This window comes from Micromonospora sp. ABR4_055 (assembly GCF_056160425.1).
On sequence record NZ_JBSWXD010000050.1, the window covers coordinates 17,272 to 40,405 of the forward strand.

General features: G+C 67.3%; 23 protein-coding genes. 13 read left to right on the forward strand and 10 right to left on the reverse strand.

Annotation, left to right across the window (positions count from 1 at the left end; translation table 11 throughout):
- The first annotated feature begins 129 nt into the window (after positions 1–129).
- Entirely contained in the window at positions 130–1,152 is a 1,023-nt protein-coding gene (locus ACXAHD_RS14095) for a zinc-dependent alcohol dehydrogenase family protein (protein WP_475050996.1), read from the forward strand.
- Here the strand turns inward: ACXAHD_RS14095 and ACXAHD_RS14100 are convergent.
- The gene (locus ACXAHD_RS14100; RefSeq protein WP_475050998.1) at positions 1,130–2,344 is read right to left on the reverse strand and encodes an NAD(P)/FAD-dependent oxidoreductase; all 1,215 of its coding nucleotides are present in this window, start codon (positions 2,342–2,344) and stop codon (positions 1,130–1,132) included. The two genes, ACXAHD_RS14095 and ACXAHD_RS14100, sit on opposite strands and share 23 nt — an antisense overlap.
- Positions 2,345–2,445: 101 nt before the next feature.
- Positions 2,446–3,390, reverse strand: coding sequence for an RNA polymerase sigma-70 factor (locus ACXAHD_RS14105; RefSeq protein ID WP_475051000.1), 945 nt, complete (start codon positions 3,388–3,390; stop codon positions 2,446–2,448).
- Between the two features lie 49 nt (positions 3,391–3,439).
- Here ACXAHD_RS14105 and ACXAHD_RS14110 point away from each other — a divergent pair, with 49 nt between their 5' ends.
- The gene (locus ACXAHD_RS14110) at positions 3,440–3,997 is read left to right on the forward strand and encodes a dihydrofolate reductase family protein (protein WP_475051002.1); all 558 of its coding nucleotides are present in this window, start codon (positions 3,440–3,442) and stop codon (positions 3,995–3,997) included.
- A 14-nt stretch (positions 3,998–4,011) separates the two neighbouring features.
- On the opposite strand, the gene ACXAHD_RS14115 is transcribed toward ACXAHD_RS14110, so the two are convergent.
- The 6 genes from ACXAHD_RS14115 to ACXAHD_RS14140 form a co-directional block, all read right to left on the reverse strand.
- The gene (locus tag ACXAHD_RS14115; RefSeq protein WP_475051004.1) at positions 4,012–4,875 is read right to left on the reverse strand and encodes an MOSC domain-containing protein; all 864 of its coding nucleotides are present in this window, start codon (positions 4,873–4,875) and stop codon (positions 4,012–4,014) included.
- 35 nt (positions 4,876–4,910) lie between these two features.
- Positions 4,911–5,792, reverse strand: a complete 882-nt coding sequence (locus tag ACXAHD_RS14120) for a hypothetical protein (protein ID WP_475051006.1) — start codon at positions 5,790–5,792, stop codon at positions 4,911–4,913.
- Positions 5,792–6,919: a hypothetical protein gene (locus ACXAHD_RS14125; protein ID WP_475051009.1), complete on the reverse strand. Its 1,128-nt coding sequence runs from the start codon at positions 6,917–6,919 to the stop codon at positions 5,792–5,794. The genes ACXAHD_RS14120 and ACXAHD_RS14125 overlap by 1 nt, the downstream gene beginning before the upstream one ends.
- An 87-nt stretch (positions 6,920–7,006) precedes the next feature.
- Positions 7,007–7,852 carry an alpha/beta fold hydrolase gene (locus tag ACXAHD_RS14130; RefSeq protein ID WP_281550518.1) on the reverse strand — a complete coding sequence of 282 codons (846 nt, stop codon included), beginning with the start codon at positions 7,850–7,852 and terminating at the stop codon, positions 7,007–7,009.
- A 314-nt stretch (positions 7,853–8,166) separates the two neighbouring features.
- Positions 8,167–9,528: a hypothetical protein gene (locus tag ACXAHD_RS14135; RefSeq protein WP_281550519.1), complete on the reverse strand. Its 1,362-nt coding sequence runs from the start codon at positions 9,526–9,528 to the stop codon at positions 8,167–8,169.
- Positions 9,529–9,571: 43 nt separating this feature from the next.
- Complete coding sequence (locus tag ACXAHD_RS14140) at positions 9,572–10,174, reverse strand: XRE family transcriptional regulator (protein WP_281550520.1); 603 nt, start codon at positions 10,172–10,174, stop codon at positions 9,572–9,574.
- Between the two features lie 181 nt (positions 10,175–10,355).
- Here ACXAHD_RS14140 and ACXAHD_RS14145 point away from each other — a divergent pair, with 181 nt between their 5' ends.
- From ACXAHD_RS14145 to ACXAHD_RS14165, 5 genes are all read left to right on the forward strand, one after another.
- On the forward strand, positions 10,356–11,285 hold the full coding sequence (locus ACXAHD_RS14145) for an HNH endonuclease (protein WP_475051012.1): 930 nt from the start codon (positions 10,356–10,358) through the stop codon (positions 11,283–11,285).
- Positions 11,286–11,310: 25 nt separating this feature from the next.
- Positions 11,311–12,159: an endo alpha-1,4 polygalactosaminidase gene (locus tag ACXAHD_RS14150; RefSeq protein WP_475051015.1), complete on the forward strand. Its 849-nt coding sequence runs from the start codon at positions 11,311–11,313 to the stop codon at positions 12,157–12,159.
- 855 nt (positions 12,160–13,014) lie between these two features.
- Positions 13,015–13,761 carry an ATP-binding cassette domain-containing protein gene (locus ACXAHD_RS14155; protein ID WP_416596258.1) on the forward strand — a complete coding sequence of 249 codons (747 nt, stop codon included), beginning with the start codon at positions 13,015–13,017 and terminating at the stop codon, positions 13,759–13,761.
- Positions 13,758–15,047, forward strand: coding sequence for a hypothetical protein (locus tag ACXAHD_RS14160; protein WP_475051017.1), 1,290 nt, complete (start codon positions 13,758–13,760; stop codon positions 15,045–15,047). Before ACXAHD_RS14155 ends, ACXAHD_RS14160 begins: the two co-directional genes overlap by 4 nt.
- A gap of 355 nt (positions 15,048–15,402) precedes the next feature.
- The gene (locus tag ACXAHD_RS14165; RefSeq protein ID WP_281550526.1) at positions 15,403–15,687 is read left to right on the forward strand and encodes a hypothetical protein; all 285 of its coding nucleotides are present in this window, start codon (positions 15,403–15,405) and stop codon (positions 15,685–15,687) included.
- Positions 15,688–16,228: 541 nt separating this feature from the next.
- On the opposite strand, the gene ACXAHD_RS14170 is transcribed toward ACXAHD_RS14165, so the two are convergent.
- Complete coding sequence (locus ACXAHD_RS14170) at positions 16,229–17,827, reverse strand: 3'-5' exonuclease (protein WP_475051020.1); 1,599 nt, start codon at positions 17,825–17,827, stop codon at positions 16,229–16,231.
- A 394-nt stretch (positions 17,828–18,221) separates the two neighbouring features.
- On the opposite strand from ACXAHD_RS14170, the gene ACXAHD_RS14175 reads away from it, so the two are divergent.
- From ACXAHD_RS14175 to ACXAHD_RS14190, 4 genes are all read left to right on the forward strand, one after another.
- Positions 18,222–18,482 (forward strand): hypothetical protein, encoded by a 261-nt coding sequence (locus tag ACXAHD_RS14175; RefSeq protein ID WP_282231370.1) that lies wholly within the window; start codon positions 18,222–18,224, stop codon positions 18,480–18,482.
- Between the two features lie 20 nt (positions 18,483–18,502).
- On the forward strand, positions 18,503–19,141 hold the full coding sequence (locus tag ACXAHD_RS14180) for a hypothetical protein (protein ID WP_475051021.1): 639 nt from the start codon (positions 18,503–18,505) through the stop codon (positions 19,139–19,141).
- Positions 19,138–19,839 carry a hypothetical protein gene (locus ACXAHD_RS14185; RefSeq protein WP_289213148.1) on the forward strand — a complete coding sequence of 234 codons (702 nt, stop codon included), beginning with the start codon at positions 19,138–19,140 and terminating at the stop codon, positions 19,837–19,839. Before ACXAHD_RS14180 ends, ACXAHD_RS14185 begins: the two co-directional genes overlap by 4 nt.
- Positions 19,840–20,068: 229 nt before the next feature.
- The gene (locus ACXAHD_RS14190; protein ID WP_475051024.1) at positions 20,069–21,379 is read left to right on the forward strand and encodes a hypothetical protein; all 1,311 of its coding nucleotides are present in this window, start codon (positions 20,069–20,071) and stop codon (positions 21,377–21,379) included.
- Between the two features lie 503 nt (positions 21,380–21,882).
- Here ACXAHD_RS14190 and ACXAHD_RS14195 read toward each other — a convergent pair.
- Positions 21,883–22,116, reverse strand: coding sequence for a winged helix-turn-helix domain-containing protein (locus ACXAHD_RS14195; protein WP_289213150.1), 234 nt, complete (start codon positions 22,114–22,116; stop codon positions 21,883–21,885).
- A 272-nt stretch (positions 22,117–22,388) separates the two neighbouring features.
- On the opposite strand from ACXAHD_RS14195, the gene ACXAHD_RS14200 reads away from it, so the two are divergent.
- Positions 22,389–22,730 (forward strand): hypothetical protein, encoded by a 342-nt coding sequence (locus ACXAHD_RS14200; protein WP_281550530.1) that lies wholly within the window; start codon positions 22,389–22,391, stop codon positions 22,728–22,730.
- A partial coding sequence (locus ACXAHD_RS14205; RefSeq protein ID WP_475051026.1) for a hypothetical protein occupies positions 22,727–23,134 on the forward strand: 408 nt, incomplete at its 3' end. The genes ACXAHD_RS14200 and ACXAHD_RS14205, both read left to right, overlap by 4 nt.

The following is a 23,134-nucleotide window of genomic DNA, read 5'->3' on the forward strand; positions in this document are numbered from 1 at the left end:
TACACCTTTCGGCAGAAACTCCCCGACCGGCCGCAGACCGGGTTTGCTGGGCAGTGCCCGGCCCCGATCGGCGGACCGCCGCGCGGGGACCGGCCCGACCATCCGTGTTCGTGTGAAGGAGTACGCACCATGCTCGGAACCGTCCTGCACGCCCCCGGTGACGTCCGGGTGGAGCAGCGGGAGCAGCCGACGATCGTCGCCCCGACCGACGCGATCATCCGGTTGGCCGCGACCTGCGTCTGCGGGTCCGACCTGTGGCCGTACCGGGGAATCGAGAAGATCGCCGGGCCGCAGCCGATGGGCCACGAGTACGTCGGCTACGTCGAGGAGGTCGGCGACGAGGTGCGCACCGTACGGCCGGGGCAGTTCGTCGTCGGCTCGTTCTTCGCCTCCGACAACACCTGCGAGATCTGCCGGGCCGGCTACCACACGCACTGCGTCAACCGGGAGTTTGCCACCCCCACCGGCTCGCAGGCCCAGTACGCCCGGATCCCGCTGGCCGACGGCACCCTCGTCGCCACCGCCGACGCCCCGGACGCCGATCTGATCCCGAGCCTGCTCGCCGCCTCCGACGTGTTGGGCACCGGCTGGTTCGGCGCCGTCGCCGCCCAGGCCGGGCCGGGCCGGACGGTGGCCGTCGTCGGTGACGGCGCCGTCGGCCTGCTCGGCGTCCTGGCCGCGAAGCAGCTCGGCGCGGAGCGGATCATCGCGATGAGCCGGCACACCTCCCGGCAGAAGCTCGCCCTGGAGTACGGCGCGACCGACATCGTCACCGAACGCGGTGACGAGGGTGTCGCCCGGGTCAGGGAGCTCACCGGCGGCCTCGGCGCGCACTCGGTCATCGAGGCCGTCGGCACCCAGGAGTCGATGCTCCAGGCGATCCGCTCCACCCGGGCCGGCGGGCACGTCGGCTACGTCGGCGTCGCCCACGGCGTGCAGCTGCCCGGCATGGAGCTGTTCTTCTCCGGCGTACACCTGCACGGCGGTCCCGCCCCGGTACGCCGCTTCCTGCCCGACCTGATCGACCTGATCCAGCGCCGGGAGATCGATCCGGGCAGGGTCTTCGACCTGACCCTGCCCCTCGACCGGGCCGCCGACGCCTACCGGGCGATGGACGAACGCCGCGCCATCAAAGTTCTGCTCCGGCCCTGACCCGGCTGGCGCGGCTGGCGCGGCGGCGGGTCGGCAGCCCGAGCGTCGGGTTGCCGACCCCCCAGGCGGCACCCTTGCAGACCAGCTCCTTGTAGACGGCGGCGAGCCGCCCGGTCAGCACCGCCGGCCTGGCCCGGTCGTCGGCGGTGACGTACTGGATCAGGCCCTCGCGGCGGCCCAGCGAGATGCACTGGTTGAAGTAGCGCAGCGGCGTGTTCGGCAGCTTCCCGCCGGTCATCCGGGCCGCGACCGCGTCGGCGGCCTGCCAGGCGGTCGGTATTCCCGAGGCGCACGACATCCGTAGTGGCCTGTCCCCGGGGCCGATCACCCAGGCCGCGTCGCCGACCGCGTACACGTTCGGATGCGAGACCGAACGCATGGTTTCGTCGACCACGATCTGGCCGCTGTCGGCCAGCGTCAATCCGGTGTTACGGGCGATCGGGTGGACGGCGAACCCGGCGGTCCAGACGGTGACCGCAGCCGGGACGGCACCGCCGTCGGCGGTGGTGACCCGGTCGGCCTCGACGCTGACGACGGCGGTGTGCTCGTGCACGGTGATGTCGAGCCCGGCGAGGACCTTGCGCAGATGCGCGCGGCCCTTCGGCGAGAGGGTGCCGCCGAGGCCGTCGCGCACGGCGAGGGCGACGTCGAGGTCGGGGCGGGCCTCGGCGATCTCGGTCGCGGCTTCCAGGCCGGTCAGTCCGCCGCCGACCACGATGACGGGTTGCCCGGCGGCAAGGCCGGCAAGGCGCTGCCGCAGCCGCAGCGCGCCGGGCCGGCTGGCGATCTCGGCGGCGTGTTCGGCGACGCCGGGGACGGCTCCCGGGTTCCAGCCGCTGCCGAGGGCGTAGACGAGGGTGTCGTAGCCGAGCACGTCGGTGCCGCCGGTGCCGTTGCCGGCGGCCGTGTCGCCGTCGCTGGCGGTGACCGTGACGGTTCCGGCGTCGACGTCGACACCGGTGACCTTCGCGATCCGCAGCTCGACGCCGGTGCCGGCGAACATCTCCCGCAGCGGTCGCGGCTTGAGGTCCTGGCCGGTCGCCAACTGGTGCATCCGGACGCGTTCGACGAAGTCGGTCTCGGCGTTGACGACGGTGATGGCGACGTTTCCGGGGTCGAGCCGCCGAGCGAGGCGGCCGGCGGCGCTGGCTCCGGCGTATCCGGCGCCGAGGACGATGATGCGGTGCCGCATGTCCTGCTCCTGTCTGTCTGCACGGGGTGTGACACCACCTGAACCGGGCAGCCCGGCGTTTGCTGACTCGACAGCGGCGTGAAGCACCTCACACGCAGTGGTCAGAAGGCGGTGAACAGCGGTTCCCCGTGGTCGGCGGCGGCCCAGGACGCGGTGGCCCGGTGCAGCTTGTCGGGGTTGACCTGGCTGCGGACCACGGCGACACCCTCGGCGGTGACCTGCAGACACATGACGCCGATGACCCGACCGTCGACGACGACCACGACCGCGGGGTCACCGTTGGCGGTCCACGCGTAGACCGCTGGCGAGCCACCGAGCAGCGCACGCTTGGCCGCACCCGGGGTGAACAGGCCGCGCAGGAACTTCGCGACCGCGACGGCCCCGACGACCGGCGTCGCACGGGCCGGGACGTGTCCGCCGCCGTCACCGATCGACACGGCGTCTCCGGTGAGCAGGCGTACCAGTGGTTCGATCCGACCGCTGGTGGCGGCGGCCAGGAACTCTTCGACGACCCGCCGGGCGGCGGCCCGGTCGACCTCGGCGCGGGCCCGGCCGTCGGCGAGGTGCTGCCGGGCCCGGTGCAGGAGCTGCTGGCTGGCGGCCTCGGAGACACCGAGGATGCCGGCGATGTCGCGGTGCGGATAGTCGAACGCCTCCCGCAGGACGTACACGGCCCGCTCCTGCGGCGTCAGCCGCTCCATCAGGGCAACGACGGCGTACGAGACGGATTCGCGCTGCTCGGCGGTGTCGGCCGGGCCGAGCATCGGGTCGCCGGCGAGCAGCGGTTCCGGCAGCCACTGACCGACGTACGTCTCCCGGCGGGCCCGCGCGGAGGTCAACTGATTGAGGCACAGGTTGGTGAGGACCTTCGTCAGCCACGCCTCGGGGACGTCGATCCGGTCGACGTCGGCGGCCTGCCAACGCAGGAACGTCTCCTGCACGGCGTCCTCGGCTTCGCTGGCGGAGCCGAGCAGGCGGTAGGCGATCGCCGCCAGTCGCGGCCTGGCCGACTCGAACCGGTCGACGTCGTCCCTCGTCAGCGCCATGGACTCGATGCTATGTCTGGCCGTCGACCCGGCGTTAGACTCGCCGGCCATGGGCCTGCTCACCTTCAGCCTCAACATCACCCTGGACGGTTGCGTCGACCACCGGGAAGGGATCGCCGACGACGAGACGCACGCCCTCTTCACCCGTCTCATGGACGGAAGCGGGGCGATGCTGTGGGGCCGGGTCACCTACGAAATGATGGAAAGCTACTGGCCGGCCGTCGCCCGCGGCGACCAGGCCGCGCCGCCGGCCGTCCGCGAGTGGGCGGTCAAGCTGGAGACCAAACCCAAGTACGTGGTGTCGTCCACCCGTACCGACTTCCCGTGGACCAACAGCCACCACATCGCCGGCGATCTGCGTGCGGGCGTGCAGAAGCTCAAGGACGCGACTCCGGCCGGGGTCCTCGTCGGCAGCGGCACGCTCGCGACCGAACTGGACCGGCTGGACCTGATCGACGAGTACCAGCTGCTGGTCCATCCCAGGATCGCCGGCCACAGCCCGACGCTGTACCAGGGTGGGCTGCCCGGCACCCGCCAGCTCGAACTGCTCTCGGCGCAGCCGCTGCGCAACGGCGCGGTGGCCCTGCACTATCGCCGCGCCCGCTGAATCACCGGGTACGGTCAGCAGAACTCGACCGGGTCACCGGAGTGGATGACGCCGGCCTCCAGTGGGCGGGCGTACACCCCGGCGCACGGCAGAACGCCGACGCCCGCCAGACGCAGCCGGTTGTGCCGGCTCAGCACCTGCAGCAGCGCGACCTCCGGCTCGACGTCACCGTGCCGCAGCGCCGGAACCACGCATCGTGGGGTCGCGATGACGACCTCGGCGACCATGTCGGCGCCGATCCGCAGCCGACGCCCCGGCCAGAGGTTCTCGACGAAGCCGGCAGCCGGGCCGGGCACCTCGACGACGATGTTGGGCCGGAAACGCCGGCTGTCGACCGGCCGACCTGAGTGGGCCGCGAGGCTGGCCAGCGTCGCGGTGGTCATCAGGTGCAGAGGCGCGAAGTCGAAGAACGTGCCGGGTGGGGAGCCGGCAGCCAGCACGGAGCTGGCGGTCTGCGCGTGCGACAGGTCGTCGTCGGTGCGTACCTGGTCCGGGTCCATCCGTTCGATGGTCGTGCCCGGCGCGGCCCGGTCGAGCAGCCGCACGTCCCGGCCCAGCAGCGTGGACAGCGCCGGATCGGGGCGGCCGGTCACCGTCACGGTCCCGGTCGTACCGTCCGCCATGATCAGCCGGACCGCCGGGGTGCCGGCGGCGTCGGGAGGCAGCAGCGTGGACCGTACGGTCAGCATGTCCCGCCACAGCCGCGGGTTCTTGGCGCTGGCCACCTTGCCGGTGACACAGTCGAGCACGGCGAACGCGCGGTCGCCGGCGATGCCTGCCTCGTTGACGTACGCCTGGTCCAGGTCCTCTCCCAGCATCGACTTGACCGGATAGCGCGACAGCTGCCGCACCGTGCCCACCTGACGATCGTGACCCATGCCAAGGAACCTAGCCGAGCATCTGAGGCTGTCGGTCAGCTCCTGGTGAGGTTGGTGACGAGGGCGCGCAGCCAGGGCTGCGCGAGTGCGTGGTCGCGTCCCACGGCGCGGGCGACGCCGTGGCGGCCGGCCCGACTGCGTCCGTACGCCACCAGCGCGGCGGCCTCGGTAAGGGCCTGCCGGGTGCGCTCGTCGCGGCCGGGTCCGGTGTCTTCGGCCAGCCACCGGTCGGGGTAGGACGAGCGGGTCAGCTTCACCTGACGGTCACCGAAGTGCGACCAGACCCACGGATCCAGCGACACGTTGGTCACGGCGGCGGCGGGCAGCGTCCGGGTCCAGTCGGCGTGCTGCTGCCACCGGTACGTGTTCGGGCTGGTCCTGGTCCGGCGGGTGACACCGACGAAGCGCAGCTTGCGGCGGATGACCGGCCATGGCTCCCGTTCGGCGTCGATCCAGTCGCGCAGCAGGGTGAACAGTTCGGTGAACGTCGCACCCCGATGCACGACGTCTACCAGGACCGCCGGCCGGTCCCGTCGGGCCAGCGCATGGGGCGTCAGCCCGACCGCGGCGAGGAACCGTCTCCCCTGGGCCACCTCGGCGCGGGTCAACGGACGCCGCCGCCACCGGCTCCCGGACCTGACCGCCGGGCGCTGGAACGACAGCGGCAGCCGATGCAGTCGCTGGACGCCGACGAGTCCGGCGAGGACTCCGCCGAGTAGGTCGAACATCGAGTCCAACGATCTGCCGACGAAGTACAGGTCACCGTTTCCGCTGCGGGCCAGCACCTTCCCGGTGCAGGTGACGAGCTCATCGAGGAACCACAGGTCCGGCGGCGCGGCACCGTCGAGCAACGTTCCGAGCTGGTCCGGTGTGACCAGATCCCACCGGAACGGCACACCCTCCTGCCAGGTCCGCACTACCAGGTGAAGCCGACCGTGAACGGGGTGTTGACCGGGCTGCCAGCGCTGTTCAGGCAGGTCACGCCGACGTTCATGTCGGTGGTGCCGACCGGGTGCCAGTACTGCACGTGGCAGTGCGCGTCCTGATAGCCGAGCGCGTACGCCACGGCGTGCCCGGAGTAGTCGATGATCTGCGGGAAGACCATCTCGTACCGTCCGGTGCCGGTGCGGGTGACGGCGTAGTCGCCGCTCACCGAGCTGTCGTTGGTCCAGGTGATCGCCGGTGCCGGCCCACCCGACGGGTACGTGTCGTCGACCGTCGCCAGCGCCGTCGGGGCGATCTGCTGCAGCAGGTTGTGCACGGTCCAGGTGATGGTGAACCGGGAGTCGACAAAGGCTCCGGAGGCGTCCCGGCACCGCACCCGGGCGATCCCGTCGGCGAGGTACGAGTCCACCTTGCACTTCACGGCCGCCGACGTGTAGGCGGTGATCTGGTAGAACGTGGTCTGCGTCTGGGCGGCCGAGGCGGGCAGCTCCACCGCGTACGAGCCGGGCGCGTCCCGCGCCACCCACGGGGTGCCGCCGCCGGCGTCGTAGCGGTACCAGCCGCTCGGGGTGTACATCGGCGAGGTTGGATTGTTGGACCAGAGGTACGACACGCCGTCGACGGCGAGCGTGGAGCCACTGGCTTCGACGAAGTTCGCCACGAAGTACGCATCCTGCCGGGCACCGCCGGCCCCGAAGCAGTACACGTTGACCAGCAGATCGGCACCGGACGGGTACCAGGAGCCCACGGTGCAGAACCGGGCCGCCGCGCCGTACGCCTGGGCGTGGGCCACTCCCCCGCCGCCGGTCACCAGCGAGCCGAGCCCACCGAACCGCACCTGGTATGCGCCGGCACCGGACCGGGTCACGGTGATCGGCCCGCCGCCGGGATTCTTGGCGTACGAGTAGTAGGTGCGGCCGCCGGAGGTCCACGTCGGCACCGTGTAGCTGGCGGCGGTGGGGTTGCTGGCCCACACGTAGCTGGTGACGGCCGGGGTGACGGCCGCCGCAGCCGGTACAGCCGCCGTGACGGTGGCGGCCGCGCCGACCGCCGCGGCACCGAGGACGGTCGCGATTCGTCGGAGAAGCCCACTGATCATGGCCCCGACGCTAACCACCGCCGTCAACCGTCCGCGCCGGTCACCTCGCGTCCCGGGTGACCGGCTGACCCAACGGACCGATTCCGATCAGCCCACTGCGGTGACGATGTCGGCGACCTGCTGGGGCATGGACAGGAAGGGCGTGTGGGACGCGTCGAGCGCCTCGACGGACGTCGGGTTGTCGGGGAACGCGGCGTCCGCGTCGACGATGAACTTCTGCTGGAGCGCGGGCCTGATCGCCATGTCCTGGGCGCAGGTGACGTAGGTGCGGGGGACGGAGCCCCAGCCGGACCGGGTCAGGGCGGTGGCGCCGAGCGCGATACCGGCCGGCGCGTCGGGGGTCAGCAGTGCGATGGCCGCGTCGGCAGAGTCTGGATCGATGTCGCCGAAGAACACGCTTCGAAGCTGCTGACGGTAGCCGGGCTCGACGGACCCGACGTCCAGCCTGAGCGCACCGACCGCGACGGGGTCCGCGCACAGCGACGGCCCGATGAGTTCGCCGGCGTTCTCCGGCATGTCGATGTAGGCGATCGCCGGTAGGCCCGACGCCGGCATGAACGCCGTCAGGTATACGGCATGGGCGACCAGCTCGGGTGCCTGCTCGGCCACCCGGGTCAGCACCGTGCCGCCCATGCTGTGCGCCACGACCGTCACCGGGCCGCCCCGGCCGACCTGCTTGAGCTGCGCGACGAGCAGGTCCCCGGCCTGGTCGAGGTCGACGGCGGCCACCGGGGAGACCTCGGTGGCGATCGCCTGCGGGTCGAACGGGCGCGCGTAGACCGAACGGGGCCGCCGGGCCCGCAGGCCGTGCCCGGCCATGTCCACTGCGACACTGGCCCGGCCGGCTGCCGCGACGCAGGCGGTGACTTCACTCCAGCACCAGGAGCCGTGCCAGTATCCGTGCAGGAACAACAACGGTGTCGACGAACTCATAGGAATCCCTTTGTGAGGCGCGCTCAGCTGATCGGTGGAACCGCCGGGCCAGGGGTGTCGACGACCCGCCGTGAGCGTACTCTTCCGTACGACGCCTCCGCAGACGAACCGAGCCCCCTGCTCACAGCCGAACTGCCAGCCGCCGCAGCCGGCACTGCGGGCGTGACTACACGGCCGCGCCGACTCCCCGCAGCACCGAGGACGGTCGCGATCCGTCGGGAAAGCCCACTGATCATGCGCCGACGCGAACCACCGGCGTCGTCCGTGCGCGCCACGTCGCGTCCCGCCAAACCAATAGGTCTGTCGCGCAACGACTACAACGCCGACTCGTCGAGGATGCGGCGCATGGACCCGAGGGGAAGCTGCGGGTTGGCGGCGGCTTCGTCGACGACCTCGGGATCAGCATCGGCGAGCAACTGCTCCAACAGGGCCGGGGTGGCATGGGCGTGCCGCGCCGCTCCGCGCCGGATGAATGCCTCGGAGTCGGCGGCAAGCCGTTCCAGCACCGCTGTCGGCAGGTCAGGATCCTCAAGGGCGATGTACCGGATATGAGGGTCCGGATCGTCGGCGAAGGCCCGCAGCCGGTGGCGTGGAAAGTTCGGGTGCTCGACGATCGGCGGCCGGATATGGAACATCGCGCCACCCGTACGCACGAGTCGTTCAAGGACGGCGGCGGGGGCGTCCGGCCGGGCGGCGGCGTACCGGCGCACCCGCAGGTCCGGGTCGTTGTCGAGCCGTTCCCAGGCGGCGTCCGGCAGGTCACGGCAGCTCGCCAGCACCCGACGGAACGGCGGATGCGGACAGTCCAGGTACGCCAGCCGCTCGGTAATCGGCACCTCACGGAGCCAGCCCGGTTCGTCGAAGTTCCAGCACAACGCAACGTAGGCGGCGATGCTGCCAGCGTCGGCCTCGGCCGCCACCAGCGCGAACAGCCGGTCTCTCGTGTCGGCGTCGATGTGCCGGCTGTACGCGACCGCCACCCGCACCTGCGGATCGTCCAACTCGATCAGCAGCTCGACCGCCTCGGCAGGCAGCTCAGGGTTGGCTGCCACCGCCCGACACGCTTCGAGATCCCCGCTGCTGATCAGCTCGGTCGCCTGCTTGACGGTCAACGGCACATAGCGCGCGACGTTGACCCGGGTAGCCGGGTCAGTGAGGCACCTCTCCCGCCATTCGACGGGTACCCCCGGATGGCGGCGCAGGGTCGCCGCAGCACGTACCAAGGGATCGGGGTCGGCGAGCAACCGCAGATGCACCGCGAGTGGCCGATCAGCCCAGGTGTCCGCGACCGCCGCCCGGAGCTTCGGATCCGGCGAGTCGACCAAGTTGGACCGGCTCTCCCCGAAGGTTTCCTCAAGCGACTCGATGCCCAGCGACGAGTTCAGGTCCACCAGGTCCCGGACGAAGTTGGCGTGGGCGTGTCGGATGGCAGGATCAGGATGCTCGGCGATCACGTTCCGCATCCGGGTGGAGATGCGCTCGCCGTTGAGGTGGATGGCCGACTCGCTTCCGCCGTGCTCCAGCAGAGCTTCCACGACGGTGTCTGCCAGCCGACCTCGCCGCAGCGATATCCCGTGGCGGCCGGCAGCATGGGCTGCCAGGCGTACCAGGAGATCGTCCGGGGTCGCCGGGTTCCTCCCCAGCCCGGACAGCTGGGGATGCCTCACGTTCGTCACGACGCCACGGTAGTTGCACGTGTCCGTCCCATCCGGCCTGGCATCAGGCGGGGTTGGGGCAGCTGCACCGAAGCCCCGGTTCACGTTCGTCGGTGCGCCGATGCCGGATGGCGTGGGCGTGACGGCCGACCTGTCGCAGCTGGTCGGCGGTCAGGCGGCGGGCCGCCCAGATCAGCTCGGCGACCTCGGCCGCGTCCGGGTGCGTCGGCTGGTCGACTCCAGCCAGGTCGATTCCGGTCAGCGTGCTGAGGTCGTCCCAAGCAACGTCGAGGAACGCGGCGAACCCGGCCAGCAGCTCGGGTGTCAACACCTTCTCGGCACCGCCGATCAAGCCGATCGTCGACCCCGACAGCGCCGGACCGTTGCCGATGCCGAACAGGTACTTGGCGGAGCCGTGCAGAATCAGGTTCCGGTTGTGCAGCAGCCGCACCACCAGGCCAGCGGCACCGCGCAGGCGCCGGTGTCGCGGTGGCACCGCTGGCGGCGAGGCCGGGCGGGGTTGCTGCGGCATCGCGCGTACGAGTTGGTGCAGTTCCGGCACGGCACCCGGCAGGTACGTCAACGACCAGGCCAGCGATCCGAGCGTGCTCGACGCGGTGGCGTCCAGCGGGGTGAGATCGTCCGGCACCGGCTGACCGGCGATCACGAACAGGTCGCTCCGATGCAGGCCAAGGACGGGTCCGAGCCCGACGGAGCAGCACCGGGTCCGGCTCGCCGGGGCATCAGCGTGATCCAACCGTGTCCGGCCCGCGCCGGCAAGGTGCACTCTCGACTGTCAGCCGGTCGGCCCATTCCGGGCTGCGCCGCCCGCCGAGCAAGATGACCGGGTGAAGGCGTTCGTGGGGGTCACCGACGGCGAGTGGCGCAGCTTCCTCGCCGCCCGACCGCAGATCAACGAGGTCAACTTCTGGCGGCCGGGCGGCGGCAGCTTCAAGGTCCTGACCCCCGGCGAGCCGTTCTTCTTCAAGAGCCGCTACCCGCACAATCGGATCGTCGGCGGCGGCTTCTTCAGCGGCTTCGCGAAGCTGCGGCTCTCGGAAGCGTGGGGGCTGTTCGGGGAGGCCAACGGCGCGGGTTCCCTGGCCGACATGGCCCGCGACATCGGCAAGTACCGCAGGGATCCGATCGGCCCCGGCGAGGACCCGGTCATCGGCTGCATCTTCATCCGCGACACGGTCTTCTTCCCCGAGGGCCGTCAGCCGGAGCCCCCGCCGGAGTTCTCGCCGAACCTCACCCAGGGCAAGACGTACGACCTGTCGTCGGGCACACACTTCGACTACTTCGAGCAGTTGACGAAACTCCTGCTCGGCGGCGAGGTCCGCGTCGATCCGGAGGGTGCCTGGCACCGGCCGGGTCCGGTGTTCGGCGACCCCCGGCTCCGGCCGCAGCGCCTCGGGCAGCAGTCGTTCAAGGCGGTCGTCCTTGACACGTACTCCCGGCGCTGCGCGATCACCGACAGCAAGCTGCGGCCGGCGCTGCAGGCCGCGCACATCCGCCCGGTGGCCGCCGGCGGCGAGCACCGCATCGACAACGGCATGCTGCTGCGGGCCGACGTACACATCCTGTTCGACCAGGGCTACCTGGGCGTCGACCCGAAGTACCGGCTGCTGGTCAGCCGACGCCTGCGCGACGACTTCGGCAACGGCGAACAGTTCTACGCCCGCGCCGGCACCCAGATCGCCGTACCCGAGCAGAAGGCCCGCCGCCCCGACCACGACCTGCTCGAATGGCACACTGACACGGTCTTCCAGCACTGAAGCTCAGGCCCGGAGGCCAGTCGGGGTGCCGCGTACCGTTGCCGTCAGTCTCGTCGTCGGTGCCGTCCTTGTCGGCGGGGCGCTGTTCGTCGCCGCCCGCGTCGGCGGCGGCCCGGATCCGGCGGCCGAGACGAACGCGACCCCGGCCGCCGCCGGGGTCACCCTGCCGCCGGTCGACGCCCGGTTCGACTACCAGATCGGCGATCCGTACGCCCCACCGAGCGGCGTCACGGTGGTCAGCCGCGACCGCGAGGCGGACCCGGCCGCCGGCCTCTACACCATCTGCTACGTCAACGCCTTCCAGGTCCAGCCCCACGAGGTCACCTGGTGGCAGCGCAACCACGACGACCTGCTGCTACGCGACGCCGACAGCGAGTACGTCGTCGACGGCGACTGGAACGAGATCCTGCTCGACATCTCCACCGCCGCGAAACGCACCGCGATCGCCGACATCGTCAACGGCTGGATCGACGGCTGCGCCGCCGACGGCTTCCAGGCGATCGAACCCGACAACATCGACTCGTACGACCGCTCCGACGACCTGCTCACCATCGACGACGCCGTCGAATACCTGAAACTGCTCGCCCCGCACGCCCACGCCGCCGGCCTGGCCATCGGCCAGAAGAACACCACCGAACTCGGCACCCGGGGCAGAGCCGCCGGCCTCGACTTGGCGATCGCCGAGGAATGCGGCCGCTACGACGAATGCGGCGACTACACCACGGTGTACGGCGACAATGTCATCGACATCGAGTACACCGACGACGCCTACACCACCGCGTGCGCGGCGGTCGGCGCGAACGTGTCCGTGGTCCGCCGCGACCTCGACGTCACCGCACCCGGCAGCCCGACCTACGTCTACCGGGCCTGCTGAGGACCGGCAGACCCTCTCGCGAGAAGGACGCCGGCAGTGTCAGGTCAGGTGCCCGACCGTACCCGTCGACGGGCGACGACCGTCGTGTTCCAGTCACCACCGGAGAACGTAGTCACCAGTCGACACCTTTGGCTACCCCAGCTCGCACCATGTTAGGTCACGAACTACATCAGACCACTTCGGATATAAACAGAGTCTCTACGTCAGCTTCATGACGTGGTCAGGTCCCAACGATCCATTGCCGGAAAAAGTGCTAGTAGGCACGCCTGAGCAGGCGGACCATCCGAGGTCTGCGCACTCCCATCCTGTGTCCGACATATCGATTACGAAGTTCCCTCGACGTTGACTCGACAGACCGCCGACATCTAGAGTCCAAGGTGGCCTCAGCGCTTGCCGAGGCCGCGCAGTCCCCGACCTGAGAGGATGTCATGCGCCCAACCACGAGTCGGCCCAAGTCACGCCTACGCGTACAGCTCGCGCAAGCAGCGGTGTTTGGGAGTGCTCGCCGCCGGAGCGGTCGGCCTCACCGTCGGTCCCGCATCAGCAGCGGGTACGTCCAGCAAGGCCGGAAACTGCTACACCCAGTGGTGGAATACCGCGTGGGCACAGAAGCGCGATCCCCCGTCCGGAGATTCCTACAGCACGATCTACCAGTCGGTAATGGAATGTAGTCTACAGGGCCTCAGGTCACTTCCCGTCTACCGCACGCAGGGCAACACGACGACTCACAGCGGCGCTGACTGCACTTTCAGCGCAGTCAGGGGAACGATCAACGTTCACTGACAAATTAGATCAATGGCGGGGAGTGCGTTGATTCGCACTCCCCGCCTCCGTGGGGTTAAGGATCAATATACTGTGACTACGGTTCTCGATTCACTGGTGCAGGGGTATGACAGGAAGACCGTCATCGACAGGCTTGACCTGACACTACGTCCGGGCATAACAGCCCTACTCGGCCCGAACGGCGCCGGAAAGACGACCTTGCTCCGGACTCTCGCGACCATCATGCCACCACGCTCGGGAACCATCTGTATCGACGACGTCTTGATTGACTCCGAACGAACGGCCCGCACCGTCCGCAATCGAATTGGATACCTGCCCCAGGACTTTGGTTTCGATCCTCAGATGACCGTCACTGATTTTGTGACTTATGCAGCGTGGCTTCGCGGTGTTTCCACAACTGATCTACGCCGACATGTTGATCAAGCGCTTGCACAGGTTGATTTGGCCGACCAGCGGCGGAGCCGGATGCGAAAGCTGTCGGGTGGGATGCGGCAGCGGGCCGGAATAGCATGGGCAATCGTCGGGCAACCACGCCTTGTTCTGCTCGACGAGCCCACCGTCGGACTCGACCCACGCCAACGGTTGCACTTCAGAAAGATCATTACCGGACTCAGCAATACAATCGTGCTATTGAGCACCCATCTGATTGATGACGTTGCCGCAACGGCCGACCGAGTTGTCGTGCTCCATGCCGGGGCAGCCAGGTTCGATGGCACTGTTGCCGAACTCGAACGTATGGACCGTGCAGATCTCCCGGGACATACCGCACTTGAACGCGCATACATACACCTGCTGCCAGAGGGAGAGCAGCGGATATGAGAATCCTGTGGCTCCATATTCGCAACTCACCGATCCGGGTGGCTGTGCCCATTCTGATTGCCCTGGACCTGGCGGTGCTGTTTTTGCGTAACAACTTTTGGATTGGCTCCTGGCCGGAGACTGGCGCCGCAGCACAGGTGCCCGCTTATCTCGTCGGCATACTTGGCGCAGGTGCCGCAGCATGGGCAGCAGGCGCGACGAACAGGCACGGGCTGGACGAACAAATTTCGACCGCTTCAGTTCGCACCCATAGGTTGGAGGCACACCGACTTGGATCGACCGCTATTATCCTGCTAGCCCCCTATCTAACCGGGCAGGCAGTTGCATTTGCAATAACCGCCCGATCATTTCCGCCTGGAGTACAAGTCTGGGCCGGATACTTTCTTCTTGGCATTTTCGTCACCCTGTTTGCCACAGCGATAGGCTGGCTGATCGGCAAGCTTTTCACCCCCGTCTTTGCAGCCATGACCGCCTCTGTTGGGTTCCTGTTCCTTCTTGCCCTGTTGGATCGAGCGGGCGGCTTCATCGTGGTAAGCGGGCATCCGAATGCCATGATCGACCCCCTCGGTATCACATTTCGGATGCTGACCATAGCAGCACTCATTGTTGGGTTGGCCTGGATTCCAACCAAGCCTTCCCGCACTCGCCTTCCCGTCGCCGCAGCACTAATCACCACAATTCTTATGGTCATCGGCGTGGCAGTAGCAAGACCGTTGGTTGTCGACCGCGAACCGATAGGGAGCAACGCCCTCTGCACCAACGGAACGGTCACGATATGCATCTGGCCCGAACACAAGAAGTATTTATCATCGATTACTGGTATCAGCGCTCGAATCGATCAGTTGCCGGCGGAGTTTGAGCGACCGGAACGTATCATCCAATTCGGGGTGGAGCGCACAGTCCGCATCGACGACGGAGTGATATACGAAATCGAGGAGGCTTCGCCCCACTTCTACATACTCGAAGGCAGCCCGTGGTCATATGCAAGCGACATCGCAAATGCCATCGTCACGGCCACTTTCCCGGGCCACTCCGGGGCAGCCTGCATCTGGGACTCATTGACCTCCGCAGACCAGGCCCGCCTCTCCACTCTGAACGCCTGGCTGGAAACCTACCTAGCAGGAAACGGACAGCCCGATTATCAAACCAACGCCCCTGACCACATGCAGGAAGCATTCGCGGCCGGACGCGCGATCGCTAACGATCTCAGACAGGATCAGCAGTTCGACTGGGCTCAGCGGGAGGTAGGTGAAATCCATGGAAGATACTGCAACAAGAGTTCGTGAATTATTCACGACCGCAGCACCTGAACGCGCTTTTCTCGCCGCTCGACGATTCAGCCACGTCCTTACCGCTACGACGATACTAGCCGCACTTGCTGCTACTTTCGGCGACTACGAGACAGCGCTACCGACGGCCACGCGAGATGGAAGCATCACCGTACCGATTTGGCGTTTCTTGGCCATGGCAGCCGCGACACTTCCCGTTCTCGGCCTGCATAGCCACCTCTCCACGCTAGAAGCGGTCGCGACCAGACGCTTTCGGCGCTGGCAGCGCGGATATCTCTGCGGCACCACGATCACATGCGCAATTGCCTATCTTGGGATCTCATCACTGACGACAAGCCCAGTCGTTCTACTGATGATCGCACGGTCCTGGCTCGCCTGGACCGGCCTGGCGCTTCTATCCGGCTTGTGGCTCGGCTGGCGGTTGGCATGGACAGGGCCGGCGCTGGTAGCCGTGATCCTCTTCTACTGGGGCACCTCCCGGCAGGGCGAGTACTTCTGGTGGGAGTTCACCGCACGCCCAGGAGATGACCTTGCATCGCTCCTACTCAGCGCGGCCATACTCGCCATCGGGTTGGGAGCCTACGCGGCGACGCCGTGGCGGCGCCGGCGGCTGAACTCGTGGCGACGGTCCCGGTGATACCCGAAGGCGTCACGTTTCGTATGCTATATACGGGTGTCGACGGCCGAACCGGCTGTAGCACCGTAGCCCGTAACGCGTCGACGATGAGTCGCACAGCCGGTCTCTGTGGTCCGCCGCGACCTCGACGTCACCGCGCTCGGCTGTCGCACCTACGTCTACCGGGCCTGCTACAACGCCCCGGGCTCACCGAACCGTTCGGTGCCCGGGTGGCGGGGGTGCTGTCGTCGCCGCCGAGCTCGGCCGCCGAGCCGCAGTCGCTCACCGCAACCATCGCCCCGACCAGCAGCAAACTGCCGGTCGAGGCGACTATCGCATCAGCATCGACTCGGGTTACCGGTCCCCGTTGACGGCCGGCGCTTCATTGAGGACCGCGTGCCGAAGGACAGCGTATCGATGGACGGCGTATCGATGGACGGCGTATCGATGGACGGCGTATCGATGGACGGCGTGTGGGTGCTTGCCGCGGTCTGCAATCGACGGTGCGTGGACCGCCTCGGTTTCTGCCTCACGGCGTGGCTCATTAGGCCCTGGTGCCGCGCTACGCCACGATCTGACGGACGAGTTCGGCGAGGCCGGCCGCGACTGCGCCACCGGCGAGGAGCACCACCGCGCAACCGCTGCTGCGCGTCGCCGACGCGGCCCTGGCCTGCCGCTCGCGAAGCTCCGCCATGTCGACCTGGTACACGTGCGGCTCGTTCCAACTCCGATCCCGCGCCACGAACGTCTGGTGGTACTGGGCGTCGGTCAGCTCGTACTTGCGCCAGGACCCGTGCCACTCGGGTCGGGAGCGTCGACCCTCATTGGCACGTTCGGCCGCGATCCGTTGGGCGACCTGTTCGCCGGTCTGGTCGGCAAAGAGCCCGGTCGCACGTTTTGCGGCCTCGTCTTCCAGCAGCTTGCGAGCATGCTCAGGAGCAAGAACGTCGACACCGGCCGCGGCCGGCTTCGCCAACCGAGGATCGTCAGCCAACGGGTCGTCGCAGACCACCAGGCGTACCGTCTTGGTGAAGCTGACGGCGGCCTTCGCACCGTGCTCCACGGCGTAGTCGATCACCTCGGTGACGGCGGGCGAGTCGCCGACCGGCAGGATCCGCCAGCCCTTGAGCGGACCGTTGGCCCTGGCCCGATTGGCGGCTGCCGCTTCCTCCAGGTCGCTGATGAGGTGCGACGATGCGAGTTCCCGACCAGCCCGCTGCAGTTCCCGGAGCTCCGCCGGCGTGACCACGCCGTCGGCCTCGGCTCGGGCTCGGGCGTCCGCCAGGAACTCTTCGTGCACCTGGCGGGCGGTGGTCTGGGTCAGTCCGGCGTTGGTGGCCGCGACCGCCAGTTGGTTGGCTTCCTCCCCAACGATCCGACCATCGGCCAGGGCGTGGCCGAGCAACGCCCGATAGTCGGCCAGCCCGCCCGGCCGGGGCTGCGGCGGGTACGCCATGCGCGGCAGTCGCGCGGTGAGGGTCGCCAGCCATCCTTCGGTGCCTTTGCGCAGCCCGGCAGCCCTGGGCGCGACGATGCCGGTGCGGGGTAGCGCCGGAATCGGTGCGGGTTGCGGCCCGATCCAGGAGAGCCGCTGCGGCGCCTCGTTGATGAACTTCGTCAGGGTCACGGCAAGTGCCCTTGCGTCGCCGAGCGCCGAGTGCACCGCGTCGAGCCACTCCCCCGTGACCAGATGGTGCACGTTCTCGAGCTTGTAGCCCCAACTGTCAATCTGGGTCCGGGCGGTGACCAACGAACACAGCCCGGGAAGACCACTGAGGTTGACGCCGAGCCGCCCGAACTCGGCGATCAGGAACTTCTCCTCGTGGTCGAGGTTGTGACTGACCACGACGGCATCGCGGAGATAGGCCAGCACGTCGCCGGCGGCCTGTTGAAAGGTCGGAGCATGTTTGACGTCGGCGTTGGTGATGCCGTGGTACTCGTCGTTGTTGATCCGCATGCCTGGGTTGATCAGGGTCGAGTACTCGTCGAGGACGACGCCGTCACCCCGCATCCGCACGATCGCCAGCTCGCACACGCGGGATCCCTTGTTCGGGTGCAGCCCGGTGGTCTCCAGGTCGATGACGGCGTACGTCAGGGCACGCGGGTCGGCGCCGCTTCGGCGAGTTAGTTCACCACGGGTGAACATAAACACGACCTCCATCAAAATCATGTCGATAGCGTCTGCCTCCGCATGATCAGCAGAGGACGGCGTTTCCGAGCTGACGCACGGCGATTCACAACCTCAGCCGACCGGCGAGCACGGATCAGGTCCAGGGGGCTCGAAGCACTTCTCTGTGGATCACTTCCGCTGACTCAGACCGGCACCTTACGTCGCTGGATTCCGCGTCCGGTTCCACCGAAGGGTTCATGTTCACGGTCTATGGTTCAGCCGCAGTCAGCCGGAGAAGTTCCTTCCACCGCCATGCGGGCTGTCCATCCGGCAAGATCGTTCCCCGAGTATCGTTCGCGAAGCCGACAGTATGAGGCCGACCGAGGACCTACTTCATCCGGTACGGTCGAAGCTACTGCGATTGTCCGGTGGGGAGGATGTCGGCGTGAGTTCGGTTGAGGAGGTCAAGGCGGGCGTCGCCCGGTTCGGTGACGAGGTCGGCCAGCAGGTCGGCGCGATCCGGGCCAGCGCGGAAGCCCTCGACCGCAGTACGGCGGCGCTGCGCGGCATCACCAGCGGGTCCAGCCACTCGCAGGTGTCCGAGACGATCGCCAAGGTCGAGCAGGCGAAGCAGAAGCTGGCCGAGGCGGCAGCGCTGACACAGAGCGCGATCGAGTCCAGCCGTGGCTACGCCGCGAGCTTCTGACCGGCTGGGAGGATCACCTGATGTCGACTGTGATCGTGCCCGCCGGCCTGAGCATGGGTCCCCGCTACCGGTACGTCCGCCCACCGGACCCGACCCCGGAATGCTACGAGGTGCACCTCGGTGACGACCTGGTCGAACTGACCGAAACCGAGGCCTCCATCTGGGCCGCCGCCTTCCTCTACCCGAAGCGGCACGCGAAACTCACGGTCAACCGCGATTCCCTGGTACGCATGCTGGAGACCGCGCCGAAGCCGGAGCCGCACGCCGCACGCTATGTCGACGACATGATCGCCCGTGGCCTGCTGGTCGAGTTCGACCCCGACGGCGACCTGCGACCAGTCTTCAGCCGCCACAAGCTGCTCCCCCTCGCCCAAGGGCTCGGCACCACGCCCGAGGAACCCGACCTGCATCGCATCGGCATCGGCGACAAGGCGGCGGTCGCGGTGCCCATCCAGGTCTACACCCAGTGGTCGTACGCCTTCCTGCACGCCAACTTGTGGGACGCGTGCGCCTTCTACGCCGACCAGTCGGAGGAGGAAGCCGCCGGCGAGAAGCTCCTGGAGCTGACGGCGGCGGGGGTAGCCCGCGACGTAGCGATCAACCTCCCGATGATGGTCGTCACCGGATGCGCCTTCCTTGACCCGGTCGTCCAGACATGAGGTACGGCCGGAAGCAGCGCAAGGGCCAGCAGCAGGCCGAGACCTTCGGCCAGCAGTTCCGCCGGGAGCTGTCGAAGGAGTCACTCGGCAAGTTGGCCGAGCTGGGCGGTGCCGCCGTCGGCATGCTGCTCGGGCTGGCCTCGACGAAGGCCGGTCTCCCTGTGCCGCCGTCGACAGCCGCGACCGGTGGCGCGATCGCGGGCGCGATCCTCGGAGTCCTGGGCAAGTCCGCAGCCGGTACGGCCGTGGACCGCCTCATGAGTCGGAAGGCCGACGAGGGCAAGCAAGAGACATCGGGCGGCAAGCCGCCAACGACGATCCTGGGTACGGGCGAGCCGAAGCCGGTGCTTCGAGCGGTCGACCCGGCGAGACGGGAACCACGACGTGCACCACCGCATCGGCCCCGCCGGCTCACCCAGCCCCGAGGTGGGTCGGAGCCCGGGTCGGCCGGTGGGTACATCGGGCGGCTCCGACAGATCCTCGACGAGATCGAGACCCAGCAGGCGAAGCTGGCAAACGTGGCCAACGCGATGCGTGCGAGCCAGCTCGGCCTGGCGCAACTCCTTGCCGGCGGCCGGCAGGACCGCACCCAGGAGATCTACACCTGGGCCGAACTGTCCCGCACCAACATCGAAGGAGCCGCCATCCTCACCCACCAGGCCACGCAGAACATCAGGGCATACCTCACCAATTTGTAGAAACCAGGCAAGTATGACCGATTGCATCAACTCCCTCCGATCACCTATTTGCATGGCTGGTTTGGCGGACGAGAGTCACGAGAATAATCAGGTTAAAAGCCTTTTCGCCGTCGATCAAGGCAAATCGAGCACCCCGACAGCATCACCGGCCGACGGCAACCTGATTCACTAATGTTGTCATCTTCAGCTACAGTTTGTTTGCACGGCAACCAAAGAGGGAACCTAGCACATGCCGATCGGAGATTCGATGCAAGAAACGTTCTGGCTATATGAATGGATGGATGAAGAGGGTATCACCTCCGGTAGCGATGCCAATCGGGTCCTAGCTTCTCAACAGCTACGCGCAAGGTTCGCGACACGAATTAAGGAGGAATGGGATAAGCGCCAGGTATTTAGGCCAGTTGATAAAAATCTAGACGTGGTGATGGCCGGCCGGGCAATCGATATGTCAGCTCACGCAAGCTGTGCAAGATGCGGCGGCCCAGAGGTGGTACTCGACCAAGTATTTCGTTCGGTCTGGCACTACTTCGATGCCGTCATCATGGAAGGGCTGAGCCCCATCACTGCAGGTAACATCCTTAACTCATACGATATATATCCAAGACTGGCGAAAGGCGAACTCGCCGCTCACATAAACGCACTTATCAAGATTCGCTCAATGGGAGCCGAGGACATGCTCATATTTCGACAAAAATACGTTCCCTGCTCCAAGCATTGGGACCACCACCTGTCGGAAACCGGACTTGACCTTATTAGATCTCGAGCAGGGCAAATAATTTCAACATTCGAGCATGAAGGCAGGCTCGAATCACTCTCCAAGACCGGCAATAAATGGTCATACTCATACCAACATCCACTCCTGGGCGATGGCCCCATCTTCGGCAACCTAATCCAGGAGGAGGACTCTGCGGATCCCGAGCTCCATCCCCGGCGCGCAGTGGCACAAAGCGTCTTCAAAGATTTTGCGGGCCGGACAGTGGCAGATGTTCGATCAGCGAGGGACTACGGTGTCCCGCTAGGAAGCGCAATAAGGCGCACCGCGCCGTTAGCCATAATTAATGACACAGATCCAGATGAAGCATCTGTCGCACTAGCCCTCCGACTACCGAGACTAGAAGGCGTTCCCGTCGATGACCTTATTCGGATCCGAAGAGATGAGTCACTGAGTTTCGACCGTTTTCGCGTTGCGATTCGTTCAGCGATCAGAGAGAGGGTCGCCTCCGCCGGCGCCGCGTCGTCGGAGGCAATAGCACGAGACATCCAGAAAGACATCATTGAGCCCGCTCTCCTGGAGATCGAAGGCAAGCTCTTGGCCGCCCGGAGGGTTCTTCGTCGCAAGACCGGCGCGTCTATTTTACTGACGTCTTTCGCCACCGCCGTTGGACTCGCCGCAAACATTCCATTGCTACTACCCGCCGGAGTAGCAATGGGCTTGGCTACCGCCACCTCCACCTACTTCGGAAAATATCAAGAAGAAGTACGAGATATTGAACTAGATAAACTATATTTCCTGTGGCGCCTTGGAGACTACCAACACTAGCCTAGTTGCAACTCCCCTAACAAGCGAGCGGCTGGATAGGCACCTGATGCCGGTAAGGCTATCTGCTATGGATGCTGATAGGTTGTTGGCGTTGAACACTGGGCTGGCCGCGCGGCTGGAGCAGGCGCTGACAAGGGTCGCCAGCCTCGATTCCCAGTCTGGGCGGTCGAGCAAATCGTCGAAGCCGCCATTCAGTTACGGGCTGACCAAGCCAGCGGCGGAGTCGCTGCGGGGTCATTCGGGCGCCGGTCGGGCCGACCAGCCCAGGGTAGCAAGGGCACTACCCTGTCCCAGGTGGCCGGTCCGGACGTGGTCGTTCGGCACGTGTTCGGATACCTGCGGTGACTGCTTGACCGATGCGACCGAGGCCGCTGTCACCCGCCGGCAGGTGTTCGACATCCCCAACCCCGGGTTGTGGTGACCAAGCCATCGCACCCAAAGCTGACCGTCAATATCTGCTGAGTCACCTGAAGGCCAACACCCACTGTGCATGCCAGCGGGGATCAGCCTTGCGGCTCGTTTGGGTCGACGACGAAGACGCCGACTCCCGGCACGCCCTCGACGACACGTTCGGCCTTCAGCGTGTTGATCGCCTGTCGCACGACGATCGCCGAGACGCCGTGCTCACGGCCAAGCTCGCTGGTCGATGGCAGCTTGTCGCCTGGAGCAAGGTCTCCAGAGGCGATCTTGGCGCGGATGCCGTCGGCTATCTGCGCCCACTTCGGTTTGGCGGGCATTGTCTACTCCCAGATCTGCACCTCACATTCGACCATGAATCGGTTGGTATGGCAAGCGATGACCAGCGCACTTGCTCGTACATCACTTGTTATATACGATGACCGGGCAACACGCTCCCAGGTCTGCAAACCCGGAGCCAGTTGCGCCGCAAGAAGCCCGGTCGACCGGCGCCGCCTGTCGGTCGACCGGGTGCGTCAACCTGCCCGCCACCTGCGACAACAGTCGCATCAGCGGCGGGTGCCATCTCCACGCGTACGGGAGGCAACGTCCGGTGACACCCGACCCCCGCCCCACCCCGACCGTCCCACCACCACCCACCCGGCAGCGCCCGGCCGGCGACCAACGCTCCGCGACCTACTACACCCGCTACGCCCGCGCCCGCGTCGTCGAAGCGCAACGCACCATCGACAGGCACACCACCTCGGCGTACACCGGCTGTTGTCTCGGCTGTGGACGGCCCGGACCGTGCGCGGACCTCACCGAAGCCGAAGCGACGATGCACCGCTACCACCGACTGCCGTTCCGCCGCCCCGGCGCGACGCTGCTCGACCCCAACCGGGTCGCCGACACCCCCGACCGGCCCCGGTTCTCCTGGTTGAGCAGGTCGGCATGAGCACCCGGGAGTACGCCGCCGACGCCGCAGCCCTGCAGGTCGCCGCCGACACGATCGGCGCGCTGCGGGCGGTCTGCCTGGCCCTGGAGACCGCCGTCACCCACGTCACCGAGCAGCTCGGCGACGCCCACACGCTCGCCCCGGACGCCCGGCTCGCCGTCGACCGCTACGAGGAAGCCCTGCACCAGGCGTGGGAGGCGTACGGCGACGTCTTCGACGCCGTCACCGTCGCCCGGCCGCAGCTGCCGGGCAGCCGCCCGGTCGGCGTCGCCGCCATCATGCGCGGCCTGCGGACCGCCCGCGAGCACGCCACCCACGCCGCCGGCGCCACCGGCGACGCCCGACCCCGGGTGTTGGCCGCCGCCGACCGCCTGGCCCGCAGCGACGACCCGTACGCCCAGGCC

Bases quoted from the DNA above. Each gene is read 5' to 3' on its own strand.
- ACXAHD_RS14095 (WP_475050996.1), top strand. From the start codon at position 130: ATGCTCGGAACCGTCCTGCACGCCCCCGGTGACGTCCGGGTGGAGCAG.
- ACXAHD_RS14100 (WP_475050998.1), bottom strand. From the start codon at position 2,344: ATGCGGCACCGCATCATCGTCCTCGGCGCCGGATACGCCGGAGCCAGC.
- ACXAHD_RS14105 (WP_475051000.1), bottom strand. From the start codon at position 3,390: ATGGCGCTGACGAGGGACGACGTCGACCGGTTCGAGTCGGCCAGGCCG.
- ACXAHD_RS14110 (WP_475051002.1), top strand. From the start codon at position 3,440: ATGGGCCTGCTCACCTTCAGCCTCAACATCACCCTGGACGGTTGCGTC.
- ACXAHD_RS14115 (WP_475051004.1), bottom strand. From the start codon at position 4,875: ATGGGTCACGATCGTCAGGTGGGCACGGTGCGGCAGCTGTCGCGCTAT.
- ACXAHD_RS14125 (WP_475051009.1), bottom strand. From the start codon at position 6,919: ATGATCAGTGGGCTTCTCCGACGAATCGCGACCGTCCTCGGTGCCGCG.
- ACXAHD_RS14130 (WP_281550518.1), bottom strand. From the start codon at position 7,852: ATGAGTTCGTCGACACCGTTGTTGTTCCTGCACGGATACTGGCACGGC.
- ACXAHD_RS14160 (WP_475051017.1), top strand. From the start codon at position 13,758: ATGAGAATCCTGTGGCTCCATATTCGCAACTCACCGATCCGGGTGGCT.
- ACXAHD_RS14165 (WP_281550526.1), top strand. From the start codon at position 15,403: ATGATCGCACGGTCCTGGCTCGCCTGGACCGGCCTGGCGCTTCTATCC.
- ACXAHD_RS14170 (WP_475051020.1), bottom strand. From the start codon at position 17,827: ATGGAGGTCGTGTTTATGTTCACCCGTGGTGAACTAACTCGCCGAAGC.
- ACXAHD_RS14180 (WP_475051021.1), top strand. From the start codon at position 18,503: ATGTCGACTGTGATCGTGCCCGCCGGCCTGAGCATGGGTCCCCGCTAC.
- ACXAHD_RS14185 (WP_289213148.1), top strand. From the start codon at position 19,138: ATGAGGTACGGCCGGAAGCAGCGCAAGGGCCAGCAGCAGGCCGAGACC.
- ACXAHD_RS14190 (WP_475051024.1), top strand. From the start codon at position 20,069: ATGCCGATCGGAGATTCGATGCAAGAAACGTTCTGGCTATATGAATGG.
- ACXAHD_RS14195 (WP_289213150.1), bottom strand. From the start codon at position 22,116: ATGCCCGCCAAACCGAAGTGGGCGCAGATAGCCGACGGCATCCGCGCC.